Genomic DNA, 16,664 nt, shown 5'->3' on the forward strand with positions numbered 1-16,664 from the left:
GGCACTTGGATTGCTATGTAGTCGCTATTCCTAGCGTACTCTTCCATGGTCGATATCTCAATCACCCATCCCCCCACCCTTTTAGGTTCCGTCGAATCCCCTGGTTGCCCAAAGACATTGCAAGCCTCACAATAAGTGTGGGGTGGAAACTGTCGCCGCCCATTGTCGGTCAGGCCCGTTAGTCCTGATCTCGAGAATTGTTAGACAAGTTTCGTGTAGGGGCGTGCCGCTTGAGGATTGCATTATTTCTGCTGGGGTTACTGATGATTTTCAGTACGCTGACCGTTTGTCTATACCTGAGTTATGGAAATAGGAGATTGCCGACTCAGCAGGAAATCCGCGATGCGATCACCCGAGGCGATATCGCTCGACTTCAAAATTACGCGGAACGAATCGTAAACCATTCTGAATCTACCGATGATCAATTGATGGAGATTGCAGAAGGATTGCAGCGAGTTGGATTGCTCGACGAGGCCACGGAGGCTTACTCTAAAGTCTCTACCTCGGAATCCAAGAAACGCGCAACATCTCGCTGGGCGATGGGTGAGATCTACTTTTATCAGGGATTGCTGACCGAAAGCCTAGCTGCGCTGAATGAATGCCTCGATCTAGATGTGTCGAACGATAAGGCACGCGAACGTCGCATTCAAATCCTACATGTCTCTGGACAACGCTGGAAAGCCTTGTCGGATGTCTGGTCCTTTACCGATCGAGACAATTGGGATTTTGATCGAATGCGATTCGTTGGCAATCATGCGAAACCAATTGAAGATCCAGAGTTTATAGAAAAGTGTCTAAAGCGTTCGCCAACGGATGTTCTCGCGAAATTGGGACAAGCTCGGATCGCTGTTCGAGAGGGCCGGTTTCAGGACGCCATTCGCACCCTGAGGAATGAGATTGTCCCGCATGCCCCTGATTTGGTCGAGGCCCATGTTCAACTAGGATTCGCGCTTTTGAGTTCGAGCACCGACGAATTGGTTCCCTGGAACGCAGGGCTTCCCCAAAAAGCTGATCAGCACCCAGACATTTGGTGGATACGCGGGAAACTGTCTCTAGAACAACAAGATGTTAACGGTGCAGTACGCTGTTTTAGTGAAGCCATCCGACTGGATCCGGATCATCATGCCTCGATGGTATCCATATCACAAGCATTGGCGTTGAAAGGGGAACAAGAGGCATCCAAGAAATTTCACGAACGTGCACACTTGCTGGAAAAGTTAATTGCACAATTAGACCAAGTGAATCCACAAACTAGCTATTTTCCTCCCGTTGAGCAAATGGCAATCCTGACAGCTCAAATCGGCAGATCGAGCGAAGCATGGGCTTGGACTCGAATGGGGCTCGTGCTCGATCCCAAATCGCCAACGCTACGCAAGCTGTACAACGAACTAAAAGAGCCGTTCGTCAAAAATGGAAATCGTTTACCTAGATACTCAGAAGCGAGCTATCTTATGACTGACACGTCCTACCGCGACCTGCCATTACCCTTGTTTTTCGAATCGAGGGGGGACCTGATGACCCAACAGAATCTAACCCCGAGCAGTCAGCCAGCTATTCCTAACCTGGCAGATAGTCTGGTCCTTATCGACTGCGGAGTCGATTTCTCCTATTTCTGTTCACGGCCAGAGCCAATTGTCGGGCGCCGCATGCACGAGTCGACCGGCGGAGGTGTCGGGGTTCTGGATTATGATCTTGATGGTTGGCCAGATATTTTTTTGTCGCAGGGGTGCGAATGGCCGACGAGAAAATCAGACACAAAGTACAGCGACGCGCTGTTCCGTAATTCTGGTAGAACCAATCACGAAAAAATTCACTTCACTGAGGTTACCGCATTAGCTGGAATCAAGGAGTCCGCTTTTGGACAAGGTGTCGCGGTCGGTGATGTAAATAGCGATGGTTTTCCCGATCTGTACATTGCAAACATCGGTATCAATCAACTTTGGCTCAACCAAGGAGATGGGACATTTCGTGATGGCAACGATTTGCTGCCCGAGTCAACCGACCAGTGGACAGTCAGCTCCGTAATAATCGATATCGACAACGATGGCTTTGCCGAGATTTACGATGCGAGATACGTTGCGGGGGAGGATGTGTACACCCGGCTATGCAATGTTGAGGGGCAACCGCGTACCTGCCCACCGACGATTTTTCAGGCATCAGCCGGTCGATGGTTAAGGCATGACGGCAAAGCAGGTTTTGAGGAGTTCTCCTCCAAAGCTTACGCTCAAGGCGTAAGGGAAGGCAACGCTCTGGGAGTGGTAGCATTTCGGTGGGACCAGTCGACTTTCCCATCGCTCTTCGTCGCCAATGATCAAGTCGCCAATCTTCTTTTGGTAGGAAAAACTTCGCTCTCTAAAGGTTCTGGCATAATGTTTGATGATGAGTCATTGATGCGTGGCATGGCATATGATTATCAGGGGAGAGCACAAGCATGTATGGGAGTAGCTTCTGGAGATATCAATGAGGATGGAAGGTTGGACTTTGTGGTGACCAATTTTCTCGGTGAGCACAATGCCGTCTATGTTCAAAATGATCTCGGCGGTTTCGATGACGTCGCGGCCAAGTGGGGGTTAGTGCAGCCATCACTACCGGTTCTGGGGTTTGGCACACAATTACTAGATATCGATAATAATACGCATCTGGATCTGATCGTGTTGAACGGGCATATCGACGACATGACCCACGCGAAGCGTCCCTTTAGAATGCCTGCTCAACTTTTCAAAAATGACGGTAGTGGTCGCTTTGTCGAACTCAAGCCGGACAAGCATCCGTTCTTCTCTCAGCCCGCACTGGGACGTGCTCTCGCGACCGGCGATTGGAATAGAGATGGAAAAATGGATTTTATTGCAACCGATCTTGAACAAAAACCTCGAATCGTTCAGAACCAAATATCTGGGGGAACCGCCGTCGTAATCGAGTTGGTCGGTACGCAATCACATCGTAATGCGATTGGTACTCAGATCGTTGGTTCTGTTGGAGAGAAAAGGATTTATCGGCAATTGGTATCCGGTGACGGATACATGTGCTCCAACCAAAAAATGCTTCATTTCGGATTGAATCAAAGCGATCTACTAAGTTCTGTAGAGGTCACTTGGCCGTCAGGTTTAGTCGAGAACTATGGCGACTTAAGCCCTGATTCCCATTGGATTGCTATCGAAGGAATAGGAGTTTTTAGAAAGTAGCCTGCTGGTAACGGAACCATTTACTTTCCTAGTTTTAGCAGGCTGCCATTCCCAAGGCGATTTCGCGGGGCTTTTACGTTTGTTGTTCTACCGAGAATTTCTCGCAAGATCCGTTGCTCTAACTCAGTGTCGTTCTCCAGCCGAATCCAATCCAGAGTTACTGGGCCGCCCATCAGCTGATTGTCGACTCGAACCACTGTTCCGTCGTGACGCTGGGCAGCAGATCCCTCCGACGACATTAAGGAGCGGTTCACGTCCTCGAGCTCCTTCAATACCTCGACATACACATCGAATCCTGACTCTGATGGAACGACGCGAACGGTCGCAATCCGGCGAATCGTTTGAAGGGAACTCTCCCAAAGTTGAACTCCAATGCCAGCATCTTTTCGCCATGGCTCAAGTGCTGTTGCACCGATCTGTGGCCATGTCTCCAGCTTGCCTTCTAACCAGTGCGTGGGCTCAATGGTCGGACGTTGCTCGCTCTTGATTCGGAAATAATCATCCACTACGTCAACGATTTGATTCCAAACGAACTCGCTATCCCGGACCGGTAGCGAGATCGGATTCGCCAACCAAGTCGACTTATCCAACGGGACTGGTGTTAAACCCCACCTGTTGGCAAGGGGTGAGCTGCATCCGATTGCGGCCATGGAAATGCATGCCACCGCGAGGCCGGCGGCGACATTTTTCTTGACGATGAATCGCAACGGAATCGACTACGGGTTGGAAGTTGCTGGCTTAGATACGGGCTCGATATCTTTCAGCGAACGGCCCAGCCGCTTGCGAGTGGCAGTCGATCCGCCGGTCGCCCGTTTTGGGCTGGCAGATCCGGGGCCGCTAGAATCGACGCCAATAGAGTCGGGGCTTTCCAGCAAAGCTGAGGAACGATTCGCATCGATTGCCAGCAATGCAGGATGTAGTTTCTCAGAACTATCAGGAGAACCAATGGATTCGAGGGCATCCGAAACCCCCAAAAGTACCGATTGCCTGACTCCTTCCCGAATCCAGCCAAAAAGTCCTAGATTGCTCGACATCCTCTGTCTCCTTAACGAGGTTAGGGCTACTTCTCTACAAAGCTCTTGTAGCAAAGGAGCAAAAACCTCGCTATATCGATTCGAGCGAGGACCGCCTACTGCTGAGGGAGCTTGGACAATTGCTCTTGGACCTTGGCTTCCTGCCCCTGGATTTTGCCAGCAATCTCGCGAGCGGTCGCAATCGCTAGCTCGCCAACTCCATCGCTTTTTGCCAGCGATACCGCTAGTTCCAGCGTCTCGAGTCTTGGATTTCGCTTTAATGCATCCAAAACCAGCTTCTTCTCGTCCGGTTGCTTGGCGATCGTTAATCCAACCTTGGCCATTTCCAATCGCTCGTCTGAGCTCATGTCAAACTGACGCGCAATTCGCAAGTAAGCCCGGACCGTTCGAACTTGGTAGCGATCGGCTGGCAAACTCTTAGCCAAATCCAATAACACTGGAGCCGCATCGGCTGTCATCCAATTGCCAAGTGCCTTGGTCGCAGCATCTTTAACCGATTCCTCGGTGCTCGTTGCCGCTTCACCTACGGTCTTCAATGCCTGCGTCCCTCCAACAGCCCCGAGAATCTCCAATGCCTTAACCTTCTGAGCCGTTGAGCCATTCGCATAGGCCGTTGTGATTGAGGTCGCACAGCGATCGCGATCTGGCATTCTTACCGCGGCTGTCATTAAGGCCTTGTAGGCATAGTCCGTATCCGCTTCGAAATTGGGTGTCAGAAACTGACCGATCAAAACCGAGAGTTTATCCTCGCTCAGGGTATCTCCCAGAGCCGAAAACGCTGCGATGCGAACTCCGGGGTCCGAATTATCCAAGGCTTTGATAATACTCTCTTCGGCAGAAATCCCCCGCAACCCGACGACTTGAATGGCCATCATGAGCTCCGGTCCACTCAAATCTTCCAGACGGCCAGCGAGTGCCGTCCCAACCGCCTCGTCAGGAACCTGTGCCAAGGAATTCACCGCAGCATTGATCATCTCTTCGTCCGCAGAAGCTCCAAATGCTAAAAGTGGATCGATACAATCGGCGTCTCCAACTTTACCCAACGCATCGATAGCTGCCAGTTTGACCAGCTTCGATGAGGCACCCAAGGCCTTGACGATCGCTTCACGGTTTACCGTAGCGGGTCTGTCCGCCATAGCGGTCAGCAAAAGTGCTGCGCGTTGTTCCGGAATACTACCGAGTAATCTTGCCAAAGCATTGTCGACGCCGGGTGCATCAAGTTCACGAGCAACGCGAAGCCCCAATTGAAAACGGTAAATCTCGGACGCTTGAAGTTCCTCGGCTAGCATCGGGATTCCATCGGCTTTCCGAGCGAGAATCGATCCGCGAGTGGCTTCGATGATTCTTTGTTGAGGCACCTTGGCGGTTCGGACTGCCTCATATAGTCGAATGGCTTGCGGTAGTTTGTCCTGCGACACGCTCGACTCCGCACAGAGTATTAAACCTTCTGCGACGGCGGATCGGACCGATTCGCGACTATCTCCCAAGTGTTGCGCTAGGAGTTTCATGGCTTCGTCTGTTGCGATATGTCCCAAAGCGACTGCGGCAGCGGCTGCAACGTCGGCGTCCGTGTTCGTCAAATGTTTTGCCAGGACATCGGTCGAGGAAACATCGCGACGAACACCGATGGAGTTTATCACTCCAATCAGAATGCGTCCTTCCAGCGACGATGCCGCTTTGCGAAGTGCTTCTGCTGAAGCAGGCCCAGGAATGGCCTCAAGTGTGATACGTGCCCAGGAAGAAAGCTTTTCGTCGGCTAGCAGCGGAGCAACCCCGGGTACACACGCCTCGGATCCATAAACAGCAAGCCGTTTGCATGCTATCGCTTTGTCTCCCAGCGAGCTATCGCCCACGATGACGGCGACGAGATCTTTCTCCGTAGTAAGTTTGTCGACTTGAGCGAAGATCGTTCCCGAGCTGATAACGCTCGACAGGACCAGCCCAAGCAGGTAGCGTTTGAGTGATTTTCGGATATTCATATTTTGATTTGGATTGGGATCGAATAGGTTTCAGGAAAAACGCCTTATGGCTTTAACAACGCACGGAGACCTAGAGCCGCCATGGTTCGCGCAGGGCTTCTGAACGCAAACGGTTCGCCTCGTCGTCACCGATGAATCGATGAGTTGCGTTGTCATACTTGACCGTTCGATCCAGGAAGATAGCGATGTTGGCAGAGTGGCATGCAATGTGAGCATTGCAGGCAGCTTGTGCGTTTCCTTTGGGTTCACCTCTCGTTTTGATGCAATCTAGGAAGTCCCTGACGTGGAACGTTGCAGGGTAGCCTCCGATTTCTTCGATCTTTCGACCTGCCAGTAGGGTAGGGGAACTCAAGACCATTTTGCCGCTGTCGCCGGCTTCGACCCAGCCATCTTCCCCTTCGAAGCGAACGGGGCAGGAGCCGAGCGGAATCCAGCCTTGCTCTCGGAATACGAGTTCTGTCCCGTTTTCGTACTTAGCAACTAGTTCACCGTTGGCAGGAGGGTTGTACTCGACGGGTGGCAGCGCATCGTCGACCGCCCATTGGCACAGATCGACGCAGTGCGAGCCCCATTCGAGTACACCACCGCCGACCAAACCGCCTCCCTTTTCGAATTCGAAACCATTGAGGAAAGCTTTGTTGAATGGTCGCCATGCAGCTGGCCCGAGATAGGTATCCCAATCGATCGACTCCTTTGGTGGTTCTGGCTCTTCGGGTAGCCAGCCACTCGTTTTGGCGGTCATGCCCATCGGGTGAGCATAGACTCGCTTCAACTTTCCGAGCTTACCTGTGCGTGCCAAATAGCAGGCAAAGGCGAAGTGGGGTAGATTGCGGCGTTGCGTTCCGGCTTGATAAACTCGCGCGGTTCGTCGGATGGTGTCCGCGAGAATGAGGCTCTGCTCGATGTTTTTCGTACAAGGCTTCTCGCAGTATATGTCCTTGCCCGCTTTGGCGGCATTGATCGACATGGTGCCGTGCCAATTAGGACCCGTTGCAATAAGTACCGCGTCGATGTAGCTGCGATCGAGCAATTCACGGTAGTCGCGAAACATGTCACAGTTTTGATTGCCGTAGAGTTCGTCGACCCGTTTTTTTACGAGTTGCCGTCTCGATTCCTTAATATCGCAAACCGCTGCAAACTGAACATCTTTCTGTTCCAGAAAACAGCCTAAATCATAGAGGCCGCGATTGCCGATCCCGATCCCGCCAAGAACGATTCGCTCGCTGGGAGGGGTTGTTCCGTCGCGGCCTAGGGCAGAGGCGGGGATGATAGTGGGGGCCATGGCGACCGCAGTACCGATAGCAGATTTTTTGAGGAACTGTCGGCGTTCCAGCTTTGGGATGCTCTTTGACATAGAAGGGATCTCTGAGGCATATAAGGAGGGTGGGGAGCTGCACGCGAACGGGGCTCATCGGTTGGCCTAGCGAACTAGGACAAAAATGGGAGGCCGTTTGCGGTAGAAATGCTAACGTCAGGGCCGGTTAAGGCCTAGCCGTCTACCCTATAGCATAAGAGGGGCGAGAGTGCTGCACAAGCAGCCCGGAGCGAGAATGATCAGCTAGTTGGGCGGGAGCGCATTCTTAGCAGGAATTTTAGCGGATTTTAAAGAGGCCTGAGTTCAGCAAACTTGTTTGGTGGGGCTGGCCGTCCAAAATAAAAACCTTGTGCGAGCTGGAACCCCAGCTCCAGGCAAACTTGTGCTTCGGCTTCGGATTCGATCCCTTCGGCGAGTGGAACGACGTTCAGATCCAGGACGACCTGGACGATAGATCGGAGCAGTTTGACTCGTTCTGGGGGGCCTTTGTCGATGTCGCGTATGAGCCCCATATCGAATTTCATGACGTCTGGTGCTGCGTTGCCGAGCTCCACGAGTCGATTCTGTCCCGCGCCGAAGTCATCGTAGGCAATGCGTACATTGAGATCGCGAAGTCCCTTGCGTAATTCGATCATCTGAGGCACGCTGGTGATTGCGGCTTCGTGAACCTCGAGAGTAATGGGAGTGTCGGCCGTCATTTCCCGAACGCTTCGCATCGATTCAAGCAGTTCCGGTTTGTTGAGCTCGTTGGGGTGGGTGTTAACGAATATATGGCTGCCTTTAGGTAGAGATAGCGACTCGCGAATTCCTTCCCAACGCAGCATTTGGCTTAGTTCTATCTCCATATTGAGTTTAGCAGCAGCTCCGAACATAGCTGCACTGGTCTCCAGTCCGAACATCCGGCTTCTGGCCAGCACCTCATATCCGATTGTTCGAGCCCCATCCATGGTGACGATCGGTTGAAAGAATGGTGTTACCAAACGCTTTTCCATCATGCGATCGAACTGTACCAAGGCAAGGGCTTGGTCGCACACATCCTCGGCAATAGTATTCGCCGATGTGGCGTGATCGTCACAACGAACGCGAAATGCGATGTCAGCGAATTGCAGCACATCGTCAGGCTTGACGGCGACCATGTCGCGTACTCGTTGGCCATTCACAAACGTGCCGTTCGTGCTTTGCCGATCGATCAGCACCAAACCGCCATCCCGAATCGATAAATCTGCATGATGGCTGGATACCGTACGCGACTGCAACTGCAGGCTACATCCAGCCTTGCGGCCAATAGAAAAGGGAACGGGATAAATTACCGTCAGCGAATCGATTTCCGATTGACCTATTTTTTCAAGCAACCAAACCAACTTAGAGTCACTGGAGAGGCTTCTCCTGCTCTGAGTCGATACTGGGCGGTTGCAAAGTCCAGCGTCAACAATCATTTTTCTCGTTTATTCCTAATTGGTACTTTTTCGGGGCGCTATCGTACCATTTCTTTCATAAGAATTGCCTGGATAGCACAATCGGTTTTGCCGATCGGCGAAGCTTAGAACACGGATCGTGATGGTGCATGAAAAATTGGAATCTTCCGCACGTTTTTTCTCGAGCTCAATTCCAGTACGCCAATCAATCGATGTTTACCACGCTAATTCGTTTTCCAAATCGAAGCGATCTGGAGGGCTAGTTAGGAGATCAACGATTCTACCGTTTACGCCGGAACGACCCAGAGTATCAATTATGCAAACAAGCTTTAGTCAAGACACCTCGAGCTTAGGAGGAGAAGCGTTACCGGCCATATTAAATGATGATGCATTCTGGCCCGTAGAGCCAAAATCGCTCGAGGAGAGCGGTGTTTCCGAAATGGTGCTGGAGTCATTGGTTCTGCAGACATTGCTTGCAGCTGGAACCTTGTCGGGCAGAGCACTCACCGACCGTGTGCGACTCCCTTTTCGCATCATAGAAGAGATGTTAGCAAAGTTACGGGTTAGACAAATGGTGGCTCATGCTCGCCCCGCTCCTCTCAACGACTTTTACTACAGTCTTACAGAAGTAGGCCAGAAGCGGGCACTGCATTACCAAAGTGTCGCATCTTACACCGGGCCAGCCCCAGTCCCATTGATGGACTATGTTTTGAGCGTCGAGGCACAGGCTAGTACCTATGAACCGATAAAACGCAACCAGCTGATCGCCTCATTTGGGAATGTTACCTATGAAAACGCATGGCTTGATTTTCTCGGGCCAGCGGTCAATAGTAACTCAGGCATCTTCTTGTATGGGCCTCCTGGAAATGGCAAAACGACCCTCGCGAAGTGCCTCGCATCGTGCAGAGGCGAGGATATTTGGATTCCTCATGCCATCATCGATGATGGTGTGATCATCAATTTCTTCGATAGTGCCTATCATCAAGAATCCAAGAACTCCGTCAGTCACACTGGAATTGTGGCGGATCAAGAGCATGATCGACGTTGGGTGCGAGTCAAACGGCCGACTGTTGTCGTGGGAGGTGAATTGACGCTGGAGCATCTGGAGATTCGGCACGACCCACGCAGCAATACGTGCGAGGCCCCTCTCCAACTGAAGAGCAACTGCGGCTGTTTGCTGATCGACGACTTTGGACGACAACGATTGGCACCATCCGAGCTGCTGAACCGATGGATCATACCGCTTGAGAATCGCGTTGATTATTTGTCGCTGTCTACAGGAAAAAAGATCTGCGTTCCCTTCGAGCAGATCATCCTGTTTTCAACCAACCTTCAGCCTGAATCGTTGGTGGACGAAGCGTTTCTTCGTCGAGTGCCTTTTAAGATCAGCGTCGGGGATCCTAGTCTCGAAGAGTTCATGGAGATCTTTCGACGTACATGCCAAACCTACGACATTGCTTGGAGACCTCAAATAGTCGAAGAGTTTATTCTCAAGACTTACAAGCGATTGGGACGAAATCTCAGACGCTGCCATCCTCGTGATCTGGTCCACCAGATTAGTTGCTTATGTGCTTATAGAGGCGAAAAGGTGGAGCTCCGAAGTGATTTTCTTGAGATCGCGAGCAAGAACTATTTCGGGAATCAGCCCATCCTTCGAGAGCCCAATAGCATGTCACCACAACATGTGCGACCAGGTGTGACCAATAACAGGACTGAGGTCAATGCTCAACAAGGCAACCTTCCCTCGCAACCGATGCCAATTTCGAGCAGGACAAGCCCTATTGTCCCAATTCCATCGCAGCCCAAAAGCGTCCAAGGTTCCCGCCCAATAACGGAAAGCATGCGGACCAATCCAATGCAAAGCGGGTCTACAGCCTCTGTGCCACGCACTAACTCTCACTAAGAGTGCCCCCAAAATGAATACGCTAGCTGCGAAGTTGCAATCTGGTTTCGAACCAATACCTGGGTACTTTCTTCGGGACAGGCTCGGGTCGGGTGGCTATGGTGAGGTATGGTCAGCGGACGCGCCGGGAGGATTGAAAAAAGCGATCAAGTTCGTATACGGAAATATCGAAGGTGATCGGGCATCGAGCGAGCTGAAATCTCTGCAACGCATTCGACAGGTTAACCACCCATTTATTTTGTCGCTTGAACGAATCGAGATCATCGAAGGTCAGTTGATCATCGTTTCGGAACTCGCGCAGTGTTCACTGCATGATCGCTACGCTGAGTTTAGGAAAAAGCAGATTGTTGGTATACCACGGGATCGCCTGCTAACCTACTTGGCAGATGCTGCTGATGGTTTGGACTTTCTTTGCCAGAAGCATGACCTGCAACACTTGGACGTAAAGCCCGGAAATCTGTTGCTATTATCGGATCGCATCAAGGTTGCCGATTTTGGCTTGGTAAAGGATTTGCAATCGGCCACGCAATCGATGTTAGCCGGCATGACTCCAACGTATGCTGCACCGGAGATGTTTGATGGTCGGCCGGGACGGTTTAGCGATCAGTACTCTCTCGCCATACTTTATCAGGAGATGCTCACTGGCGAACTGCCTTTTCGAGGCCGAACCACCGCACAACTTGCCAATGAACATTTAAATCGAGCCCCCGACCTGAATTCGCTACCCGCGTCTGATCGAGCTGTCGTTGCCAAAGCACTGGCCAAGCGTCCGCAGCAACGTTATTCAGATTGCCGCGAGCTGATCAATGCCTTGATAGAGGCTCCTAGACATGAGCAATCGAAAGGTGATGATCTGGTTCAAGTCCGCGGGTGGTCCCCCAACACAGGCAGCACCAGCAAAGTTCCCAAACAGTCCGCTCATCGTAGAACATCGACTGCCCGGCGAATCAGTATGGATATGCGAAGTCCCTCGCAAGCGGGCCTCCATGCCATGGCGTCTCGCAATGCTGAACAAACGAGAAAGCCAGAGTCTAGGGTCGAGTTGTCAGAACTGGTTAGAGAGCAGGGACATGGAGCTCAAGGGGCGTCGAAAAGCGTTGATCTAATCATCGGAATCGGTGGGAAAGGCAACGAGGTTCTATCGTATTTGCACAGTCTCGATACAAAGACAACCAGTAAAGATAAAAGCTATGCTTTCCTGGCAATTGACACGGATCATTCTGCGCTAGAATCGCTAGTGGATCGCAGCCGTGAAACCTATCTTGATTACGGTTCTATCATACACATCCCAATAAAAAGCCCCCACTATTATCGCTCGGAGACGGAGCCGTTCGCACAATTAAGTCGTCGTTGGGTTTACAATATTCCTCGGTCTCAACTTACGGACGGCGTTCGGCCTCTGGGGATGCTCGCTCTCTTGGATCACGCACGGTTCTGCCAAGATAAGATAGTCGCAAAAATCGAAGACATCTTTGAAGCTGCGATGAACGACAAGACCTCAGTAAAAAAGCTTCGAATTCAGATCGTCGCATCTGCATCTGGGGGGACGGGCAGCGCCATCGCTTCGGAGGTGGGATTCATGGCGCGTCACATTGCTGAGTCACTTGATTTCCCTGTCGAGATTAGCTTGACATTGATGTGCGCATCCCCCAATCCGCTAGCGAATGCAGACCTGTCATCTGCATCGGCGATAGGTTGCCTGCTCGAGATCAATCACTATTTCCGAACGAATGGATTGCATCCTGCCTTGCCAGGTTTGGATGAAAACGTAGCCAGTAAACCACCATTCGACCGCGTATGTCTGCTCTACTGCGGACAAGCAGGCCGACGAGAGGACGGGTTTCATTCCGTACGCGAGGCTGCCCTCACACTTATGCATGGTGTCGATCTGCTCATCCAGCAATCGAATTTGGAGGCATCAGCCAGCGAAGAAGATTGCTATCCGTGGCTTTCGACTGTTTCGACTAATGTTTTTGACATGTCCTACATCCTCGATCCGAGGCGCGCCAACTTGACGCTGGTGTTGGACATCATTCTCAATTGGGTGCAACGACTCGATCATTACGTTGAGGTGAACAAGTCCCCGGTACCAGTCGCTCAGCTCTCAACCAAAATGGGAGAAAAAATCGAGTATCTGGTCAATGATTTGCTTCGAGAATCTGGTTGGAACGCTCAAGCCTGGGTTCGTTCTTGCATGGCAACTGCGTCATCCATAAATGAGCAGTCCGAGAAGCCAATTGCAGATCCCTCACTGGATCGATTCGGAATAGGTTTGATTGAAGAGATAAATACAATCTGCAATTCGCTGGGAATAGATCCGCATCGTACCAACACTGCCTTTGCATCGATGTTGCACGAGGGGCTTAGTAATCTACACATCCATCTATGTGATAAATGGTTAACCCATCCACAACAATGGGGGCTGATTCCATCGCTGTTAGAGTACCTAGCTGCCAAACTGAAGATACAGATCAATTCGCTCTTCACTGTAGCTCAGAAATTAGCAAACCAACACGACAGCATTATTGAACAAGCGGAAACGCAGGATACGGATTTGACAGAAGAGGCAGACAGGCTCTCTCGACTATTTATCGAGTCACAGTTTCATGCATTAGCAGGTAAACTGCTTGGGTGTATCGTCGACTCGCTTACCGGCTATCGAACGAAGTGGTGCGATTTTTCGACAAGCTTTGCCAGAGAGTTGCTGGGATTTGTTAATAGACTCTGCGAGCAGGACTTGGGAATACCCCTCGAGTCGTACATGAAGGACAAGCCCGCATCTCGGGTAGATCGACATGCCAAAACCGCCAACACGTGGCTGAACAGCCTTTTGGTAGACCGATGGAATCGATTTAGTAAGCTCGGATCTTGGCATCCAAGCTCAGATCGGTGGCCTCAAGGCTTGGAGAATGATTCTTCGGCTTCGACCAGCGACCTGCTGACAATGGTGATCGATCTTCTCGAAAGCGAATTGAAATCGGATGGACCCAAGCAAGAGGATCCAAAAACCGAACCGGAATTGCACTCCGCAATTTTGCAGGATCTGGCTCTTGAGGACCTCACTAGCACAACTCCCCACTATTCCGAGATACTTGACCTCGCCAAGGGAACAGATAGAGAAGTAGCCGTCATCGAAGAACTATACAAACGTCTACGCGAAGCTTCTCCTTATTTCGTGGAATTCGGTGGTAAGTCGCGACAGATTCTGCAATTGCCAGCCTACATGTGGCATCAGATTCCGCTTGCTACTCGTGATGCCATTCGCAATAAATGCGAAATTCAACACGTGGAGCACTTGACCGAACCGATTCTGATCTCGATCGGTACGAATTTGGACCTAGAGAACCTTTTGGAACGTCTCTTTCTTCCGACTACAGAGACGTGGAATCTCGTCCCACGCATTCTGTCGAGGGTTGATATAGATTGGATTCCGTTTACTTCGTCAGACTGATTGTTGCTTTCAATGCAGTGGATTGCCATAATGTTCGTCTGTAAACACGGAGGAGCAAGATGGCAATGGTTGGCAAATGGACGGAACAGTTTGAAGAATTCGGAGCAGATCCATACGGTCCACTGGGCCAGGCAAAGCTATTTAGAACCAGTTGTAATGACTCCTTATCCCACTCCGATCGCCTCGCCGCACTAAAAAGTGAAGTGTTGGGAGAGGTAGAGCGGGAACCTGGCGTATACGGAATGCTGGACGATATCGGTCGTCTCATCTATGTCGGTAAGTCCAAGGCTTTGCGAAATCGACTCATTAGCTACTTTCTTCCCAACAATGAAGAGGAAAAGGCCGGTCGTATCATCCAATCGGCAAAGGCAATCGTCTGGGAATATCATCCTAATGAGCTTAACGCGTTGCTGCGAGAACAGTGGTTGATAAGGACTTGGATGCCACGCATGAATGTCGTTGGGATGCCCAATCGGCAGCAGCAAGCATACCTTTGCTTAGGCAAAGGCCCCGGCGAGCAATTTTATGTGAGTCGTTTTCATGATCCCGAAGCTCGCTGTAGCGTTGGGCCTCTGGCAGGTGTCTCGGCCATTTTTCGAGCTGTTGAGATTTTGACCCGTTATTTCAAATTGCGAGACTGTAGCCAAAAGACTCCGATGTTTTTGACCGACCAGCTTTCTTTGTTTGACATGGAAGAACGAGCGGGGTGCATCCGTCACGAGTTGCAAAACTGTTTAGCCCCTTGTATGACCAATTGCAATCGCGCGGTTTACCAAGCTCAAGTGTCCGAGGCGTGTCGTTTCCTCATGGGCGAGGAGTTCGATATCGCAACCGGCATTGAAACAGAAATGTTACGGGCAGCCGAGCGACACCACTTCGAGTACGCGCAACGGCTCAAGGAGGATTTACGCATTATTCGCTGGCTTTCCAAACGTCTTCAGCAATATCGCAAGTCAAGAAGCGATGGTCCCGTTCTCTACTGTCTCGCGAATCGTACCTTAGCCAATCCAGAAAACCGACCTGTGTGGTACCTGTTGCGAAAGGGAGGAATCCTACACGTATGCTACCAACCTAGAACCCAAAAAGAATGGAATGCACTTCAAAAGATCCTTAGTGGTTGGCGTTCCACTGAAGAGACGGTTGGATTAGGGACACTTGATCCAGAGGACACTTTAGGGCTCATGACAGCCTGGCGTCAGAACGGAGCAAAGAAGCTGATCAAATCGGCACCTGACAGTAGCTACCATTGGTCCATCCAAGCGGAAGGCTTGCCTGAGGATTGGCGAGACGTCAAAGTCATCCTAAGCCAATTGGAACACTCGGCAAGCGGCACGGCGACTCCACTGTCGCCATCTCGTTGCGAAGAACACGATGCGTCCATTGAACCAACAATACAACAACGTGATGCCAATGATGCTACGAATTCAAAGGTCGTTAGCAAATACTCCAGACGCATGATTCGCAATAAAATCGAAGCCTAGATAGTTCTTCCATAATGACTGCAACAAGTGGCAATTCGGCCTATTCTGTGGTAGTTCGACTTCGTTCCAGGAATTTGCAGACCAAGCGACTCCGGTCGAACCAACCAGAATGATTTCTCGACATGCACTCGCTTCACAGAGTTTAACCGTGCGAGGTGTCACGGTGATTCTAGAGTTCCGAAGCAATTCGATGGATTGCTTCAATGTTGTGCCGTGGTGCGACCACTCTTCGCTTGGTGTAGACCAATTGTTGTTTTGATCAATTAGCAACAAGTTTGCAACGGAAGAGTCACCGAGTCGTTCCTCTTGATCTATGAGTACTGCGGTGGCGTTGGGATTAACCTCACGGGCTCGCCTGTCAGCTAGCCAATAATGAATGCGACTACGATGCTTGATGGAGGTCGGAAATAATTGGTCAGGGAACATACCAATTGCAGTGGTTCGTAGGTCGCAGCCTTTTTGATACCAACGATTCAAGCGTGATTTGGGCAGCGGAGCCAGATAACCGATGGATTGCCACGAGAGGGAATCTCCTGACTCGAGAGGCGAAAAAAGTACTACCACCGAGACATCTTGCTCACCCAATAGATCACGGTTGACGTCTAAGAGTAGCTGGCAAACATTGCGGTACCAAGCTGTCACGCAACCCATCGCGTCAGGTGCATCGGTGAATCCTATCGTTTGAGCTCCGAGGCGGAGCCGTTCCACATTCCACCGAAGGTCAATGAGCTTACCGCCAAAGGTACGCGCTCTTTCCACAAGAATGGCTCCATGGATTGGACCTGGAGCATCGAGATTCCAGCCTACATTCGTCCAGTCGGAGATGACTGGTTCAGGCTGGCTCTCAAACCTCAAGATCGCTTTGCTCCGAGGCAGTATCGTCTGGCTATTCTGAGACACTGGT

At 51.1% G+C, this 16,664-nt stretch carries 10 protein-coding genes; 4 read left to right on the forward strand and 6 right to left on the reverse strand.

Translation table 11 applies throughout. The features are described 5' to 3' along the window. Window positions 1-263: 263 nt before the first annotated feature. Window positions 264-3,182, forward strand: coding sequence for a CRTAC1 family protein (locus SH449x_RS24965; protein ID WP_482378795.1), 2,919 nt, complete (start codon window positions 264-266; stop codon window positions 3,180-3,182). Between the two features lie 20 nt (window positions 3,183-3,202). Here the strand turns inward: SH449x_RS24965 and SH449x_RS24970 are convergent, their stop codons facing one another. From SH449x_RS24970 to SH449x_RS24990, 5 genes are all read right to left on the reverse strand, one after another. Further along, complete coding sequence (locus tag SH449x_RS24970; RefSeq protein WP_482378796.1) at window positions 3,203-3,889, reverse strand: hypothetical protein; 687 nt, start codon at window positions 3,887-3,889, stop codon at window positions 3,203-3,205. A 9-nt stretch (window positions 3,890-3,898) separates the two neighbouring features. Next, complete coding sequence (locus SH449x_RS24975; protein WP_482378797.1) at window positions 3,899-4,216, reverse strand: hypothetical protein; 318 nt, start codon at window positions 4,214-4,216, stop codon at window positions 3,899-3,901. A 95-nt stretch (window positions 4,217-4,311) separates the two neighbouring features. Next, window positions 4,312-6,195 (reverse strand): HEAT repeat domain-containing protein, encoded by a 1,884-nt coding sequence (locus SH449x_RS24980; RefSeq protein ID WP_482378798.1) that lies wholly within the window; start codon window positions 6,193-6,195, stop codon window positions 4,312-4,314. Window positions 6,196-6,265: 70 nt separating this feature from the next. Next, on the reverse strand, window positions 6,266-7,549 hold the full coding sequence (locus SH449x_RS24985; RefSeq protein WP_482378799.1) for a Gfo/Idh/MocA family protein: 1,284 nt from the start codon (window positions 7,547-7,549) through the stop codon (window positions 6,266-6,268). Between the two features lie 248 nt (window positions 7,550-7,797). Next, the gene (locus SH449x_RS24990; RefSeq protein WP_482378800.1) at window positions 7,798-8,946 is read right to left on the reverse strand and encodes an EAL domain-containing protein; all 1,149 of its coding nucleotides are present in this window, start codon (window positions 8,944-8,946) and stop codon (window positions 7,798-7,800) included. A 295-nt stretch (window positions 8,947-9,241) separates the two neighbouring features. Here SH449x_RS24990 and SH449x_RS24995 point away from each other — a divergent pair, with 295 nt between their 5' ends. From SH449x_RS24995 to SH449x_RS25005, 3 genes are read left to right on the forward strand one after another with little or no spacing between them, the layout of a single operon-like run. Continuing rightward, entirely contained in the window at window positions 9,242-10,828 is a 1,587-nt protein-coding gene (locus SH449x_RS24995; RefSeq protein WP_482378801.1) for an ATP-binding protein, read from the forward strand. 13 nt (window positions 10,829-10,841) lie between these two features. Beyond that, on the forward strand, window positions 10,842-14,279 hold the full coding sequence (locus SH449x_RS25000; RefSeq protein ID WP_482378802.1) for a protein kinase domain-containing protein: 3,438 nt from the start codon (window positions 10,842-10,844) through the stop codon (window positions 14,277-14,279). A 59-nt stretch (window positions 14,280-14,338) separates the two neighbouring features. Continuing rightward, window positions 14,339-15,760, forward strand: coding sequence for a GIY-YIG nuclease family protein (locus SH449x_RS25005; protein WP_482378803.1), 1,422 nt, complete (start codon window positions 14,339-14,341; stop codon window positions 15,758-15,760). Here the strand turns inward: SH449x_RS25005 and SH449x_RS25010 are convergent. Beyond that, window positions 15,704-16,660 (reverse strand): aminotransferase class IV, encoded by a 957-nt coding sequence (locus SH449x_RS25010; protein ID WP_482378804.1) that lies wholly within the window; start codon window positions 16,658-16,660, stop codon window positions 15,704-15,706. The two genes, SH449x_RS25005 and SH449x_RS25010, sit on opposite strands and share 57 nt — an antisense overlap. Window positions 16,661-16,664: the final 4 nt, after the last annotated feature.

The organism is Brakhagea baltica (assembly GCF_052161605.1).
Lineage (GTDB): Bacteria > Planctomycetota > Planctomycetia > Pirellulales > Pirellulaceae > JBKCUI01.

Bases quoted from the DNA above. Each gene is read 5' to 3' on its own strand.
- SH449x_RS24965 (WP_482378795.1), top strand. From the start codon at position 264: ATGATTTTCAGTACGCTGACCGTTTGTCTATACCTGAGTTATGGAAAT.
- SH449x_RS24975 (WP_482378797.1), bottom strand. From the start codon at position 4,216: ATGTCGAGCAATCTAGGACTTTTTGGCTGGATTCGGGAAGGAGTCAGG.
- SH449x_RS24980 (WP_482378798.1), bottom strand. From the start codon at position 6,195: ATGAATATCCGAAAATCACTCAAACGCTACCTGCTTGGGCTGGTCCTG.
- SH449x_RS24985 (WP_482378799.1), bottom strand. From the start codon at position 7,549: ATGTCAAAGAGCATCCCAAAGCTGGAACGCCGACAGTTCCTCAAAAAA.
- SH449x_RS24990 (WP_482378800.1), bottom strand. From the start codon at position 8,946: ATGATTGTTGACGCTGGACTTTGCAACCGCCCAGTATCGACTCAGAGC.
- SH449x_RS24995 (WP_482378801.1), top strand. From the start codon at position 9,242: ATGCAAACAAGCTTTAGTCAAGACACCTCGAGCTTAGGAGGAGAAGCG.
- SH449x_RS25000 (WP_482378802.1), top strand. From the start codon at position 10,842: ATGAATACGCTAGCTGCGAAGTTGCAATCTGGTTTCGAACCAATACCT.
- SH449x_RS25005 (WP_482378803.1), top strand. From the start codon at position 14,339: ATGGCAATGGTTGGCAAATGGACGGAACAGTTTGAAGAATTCGGAGCA.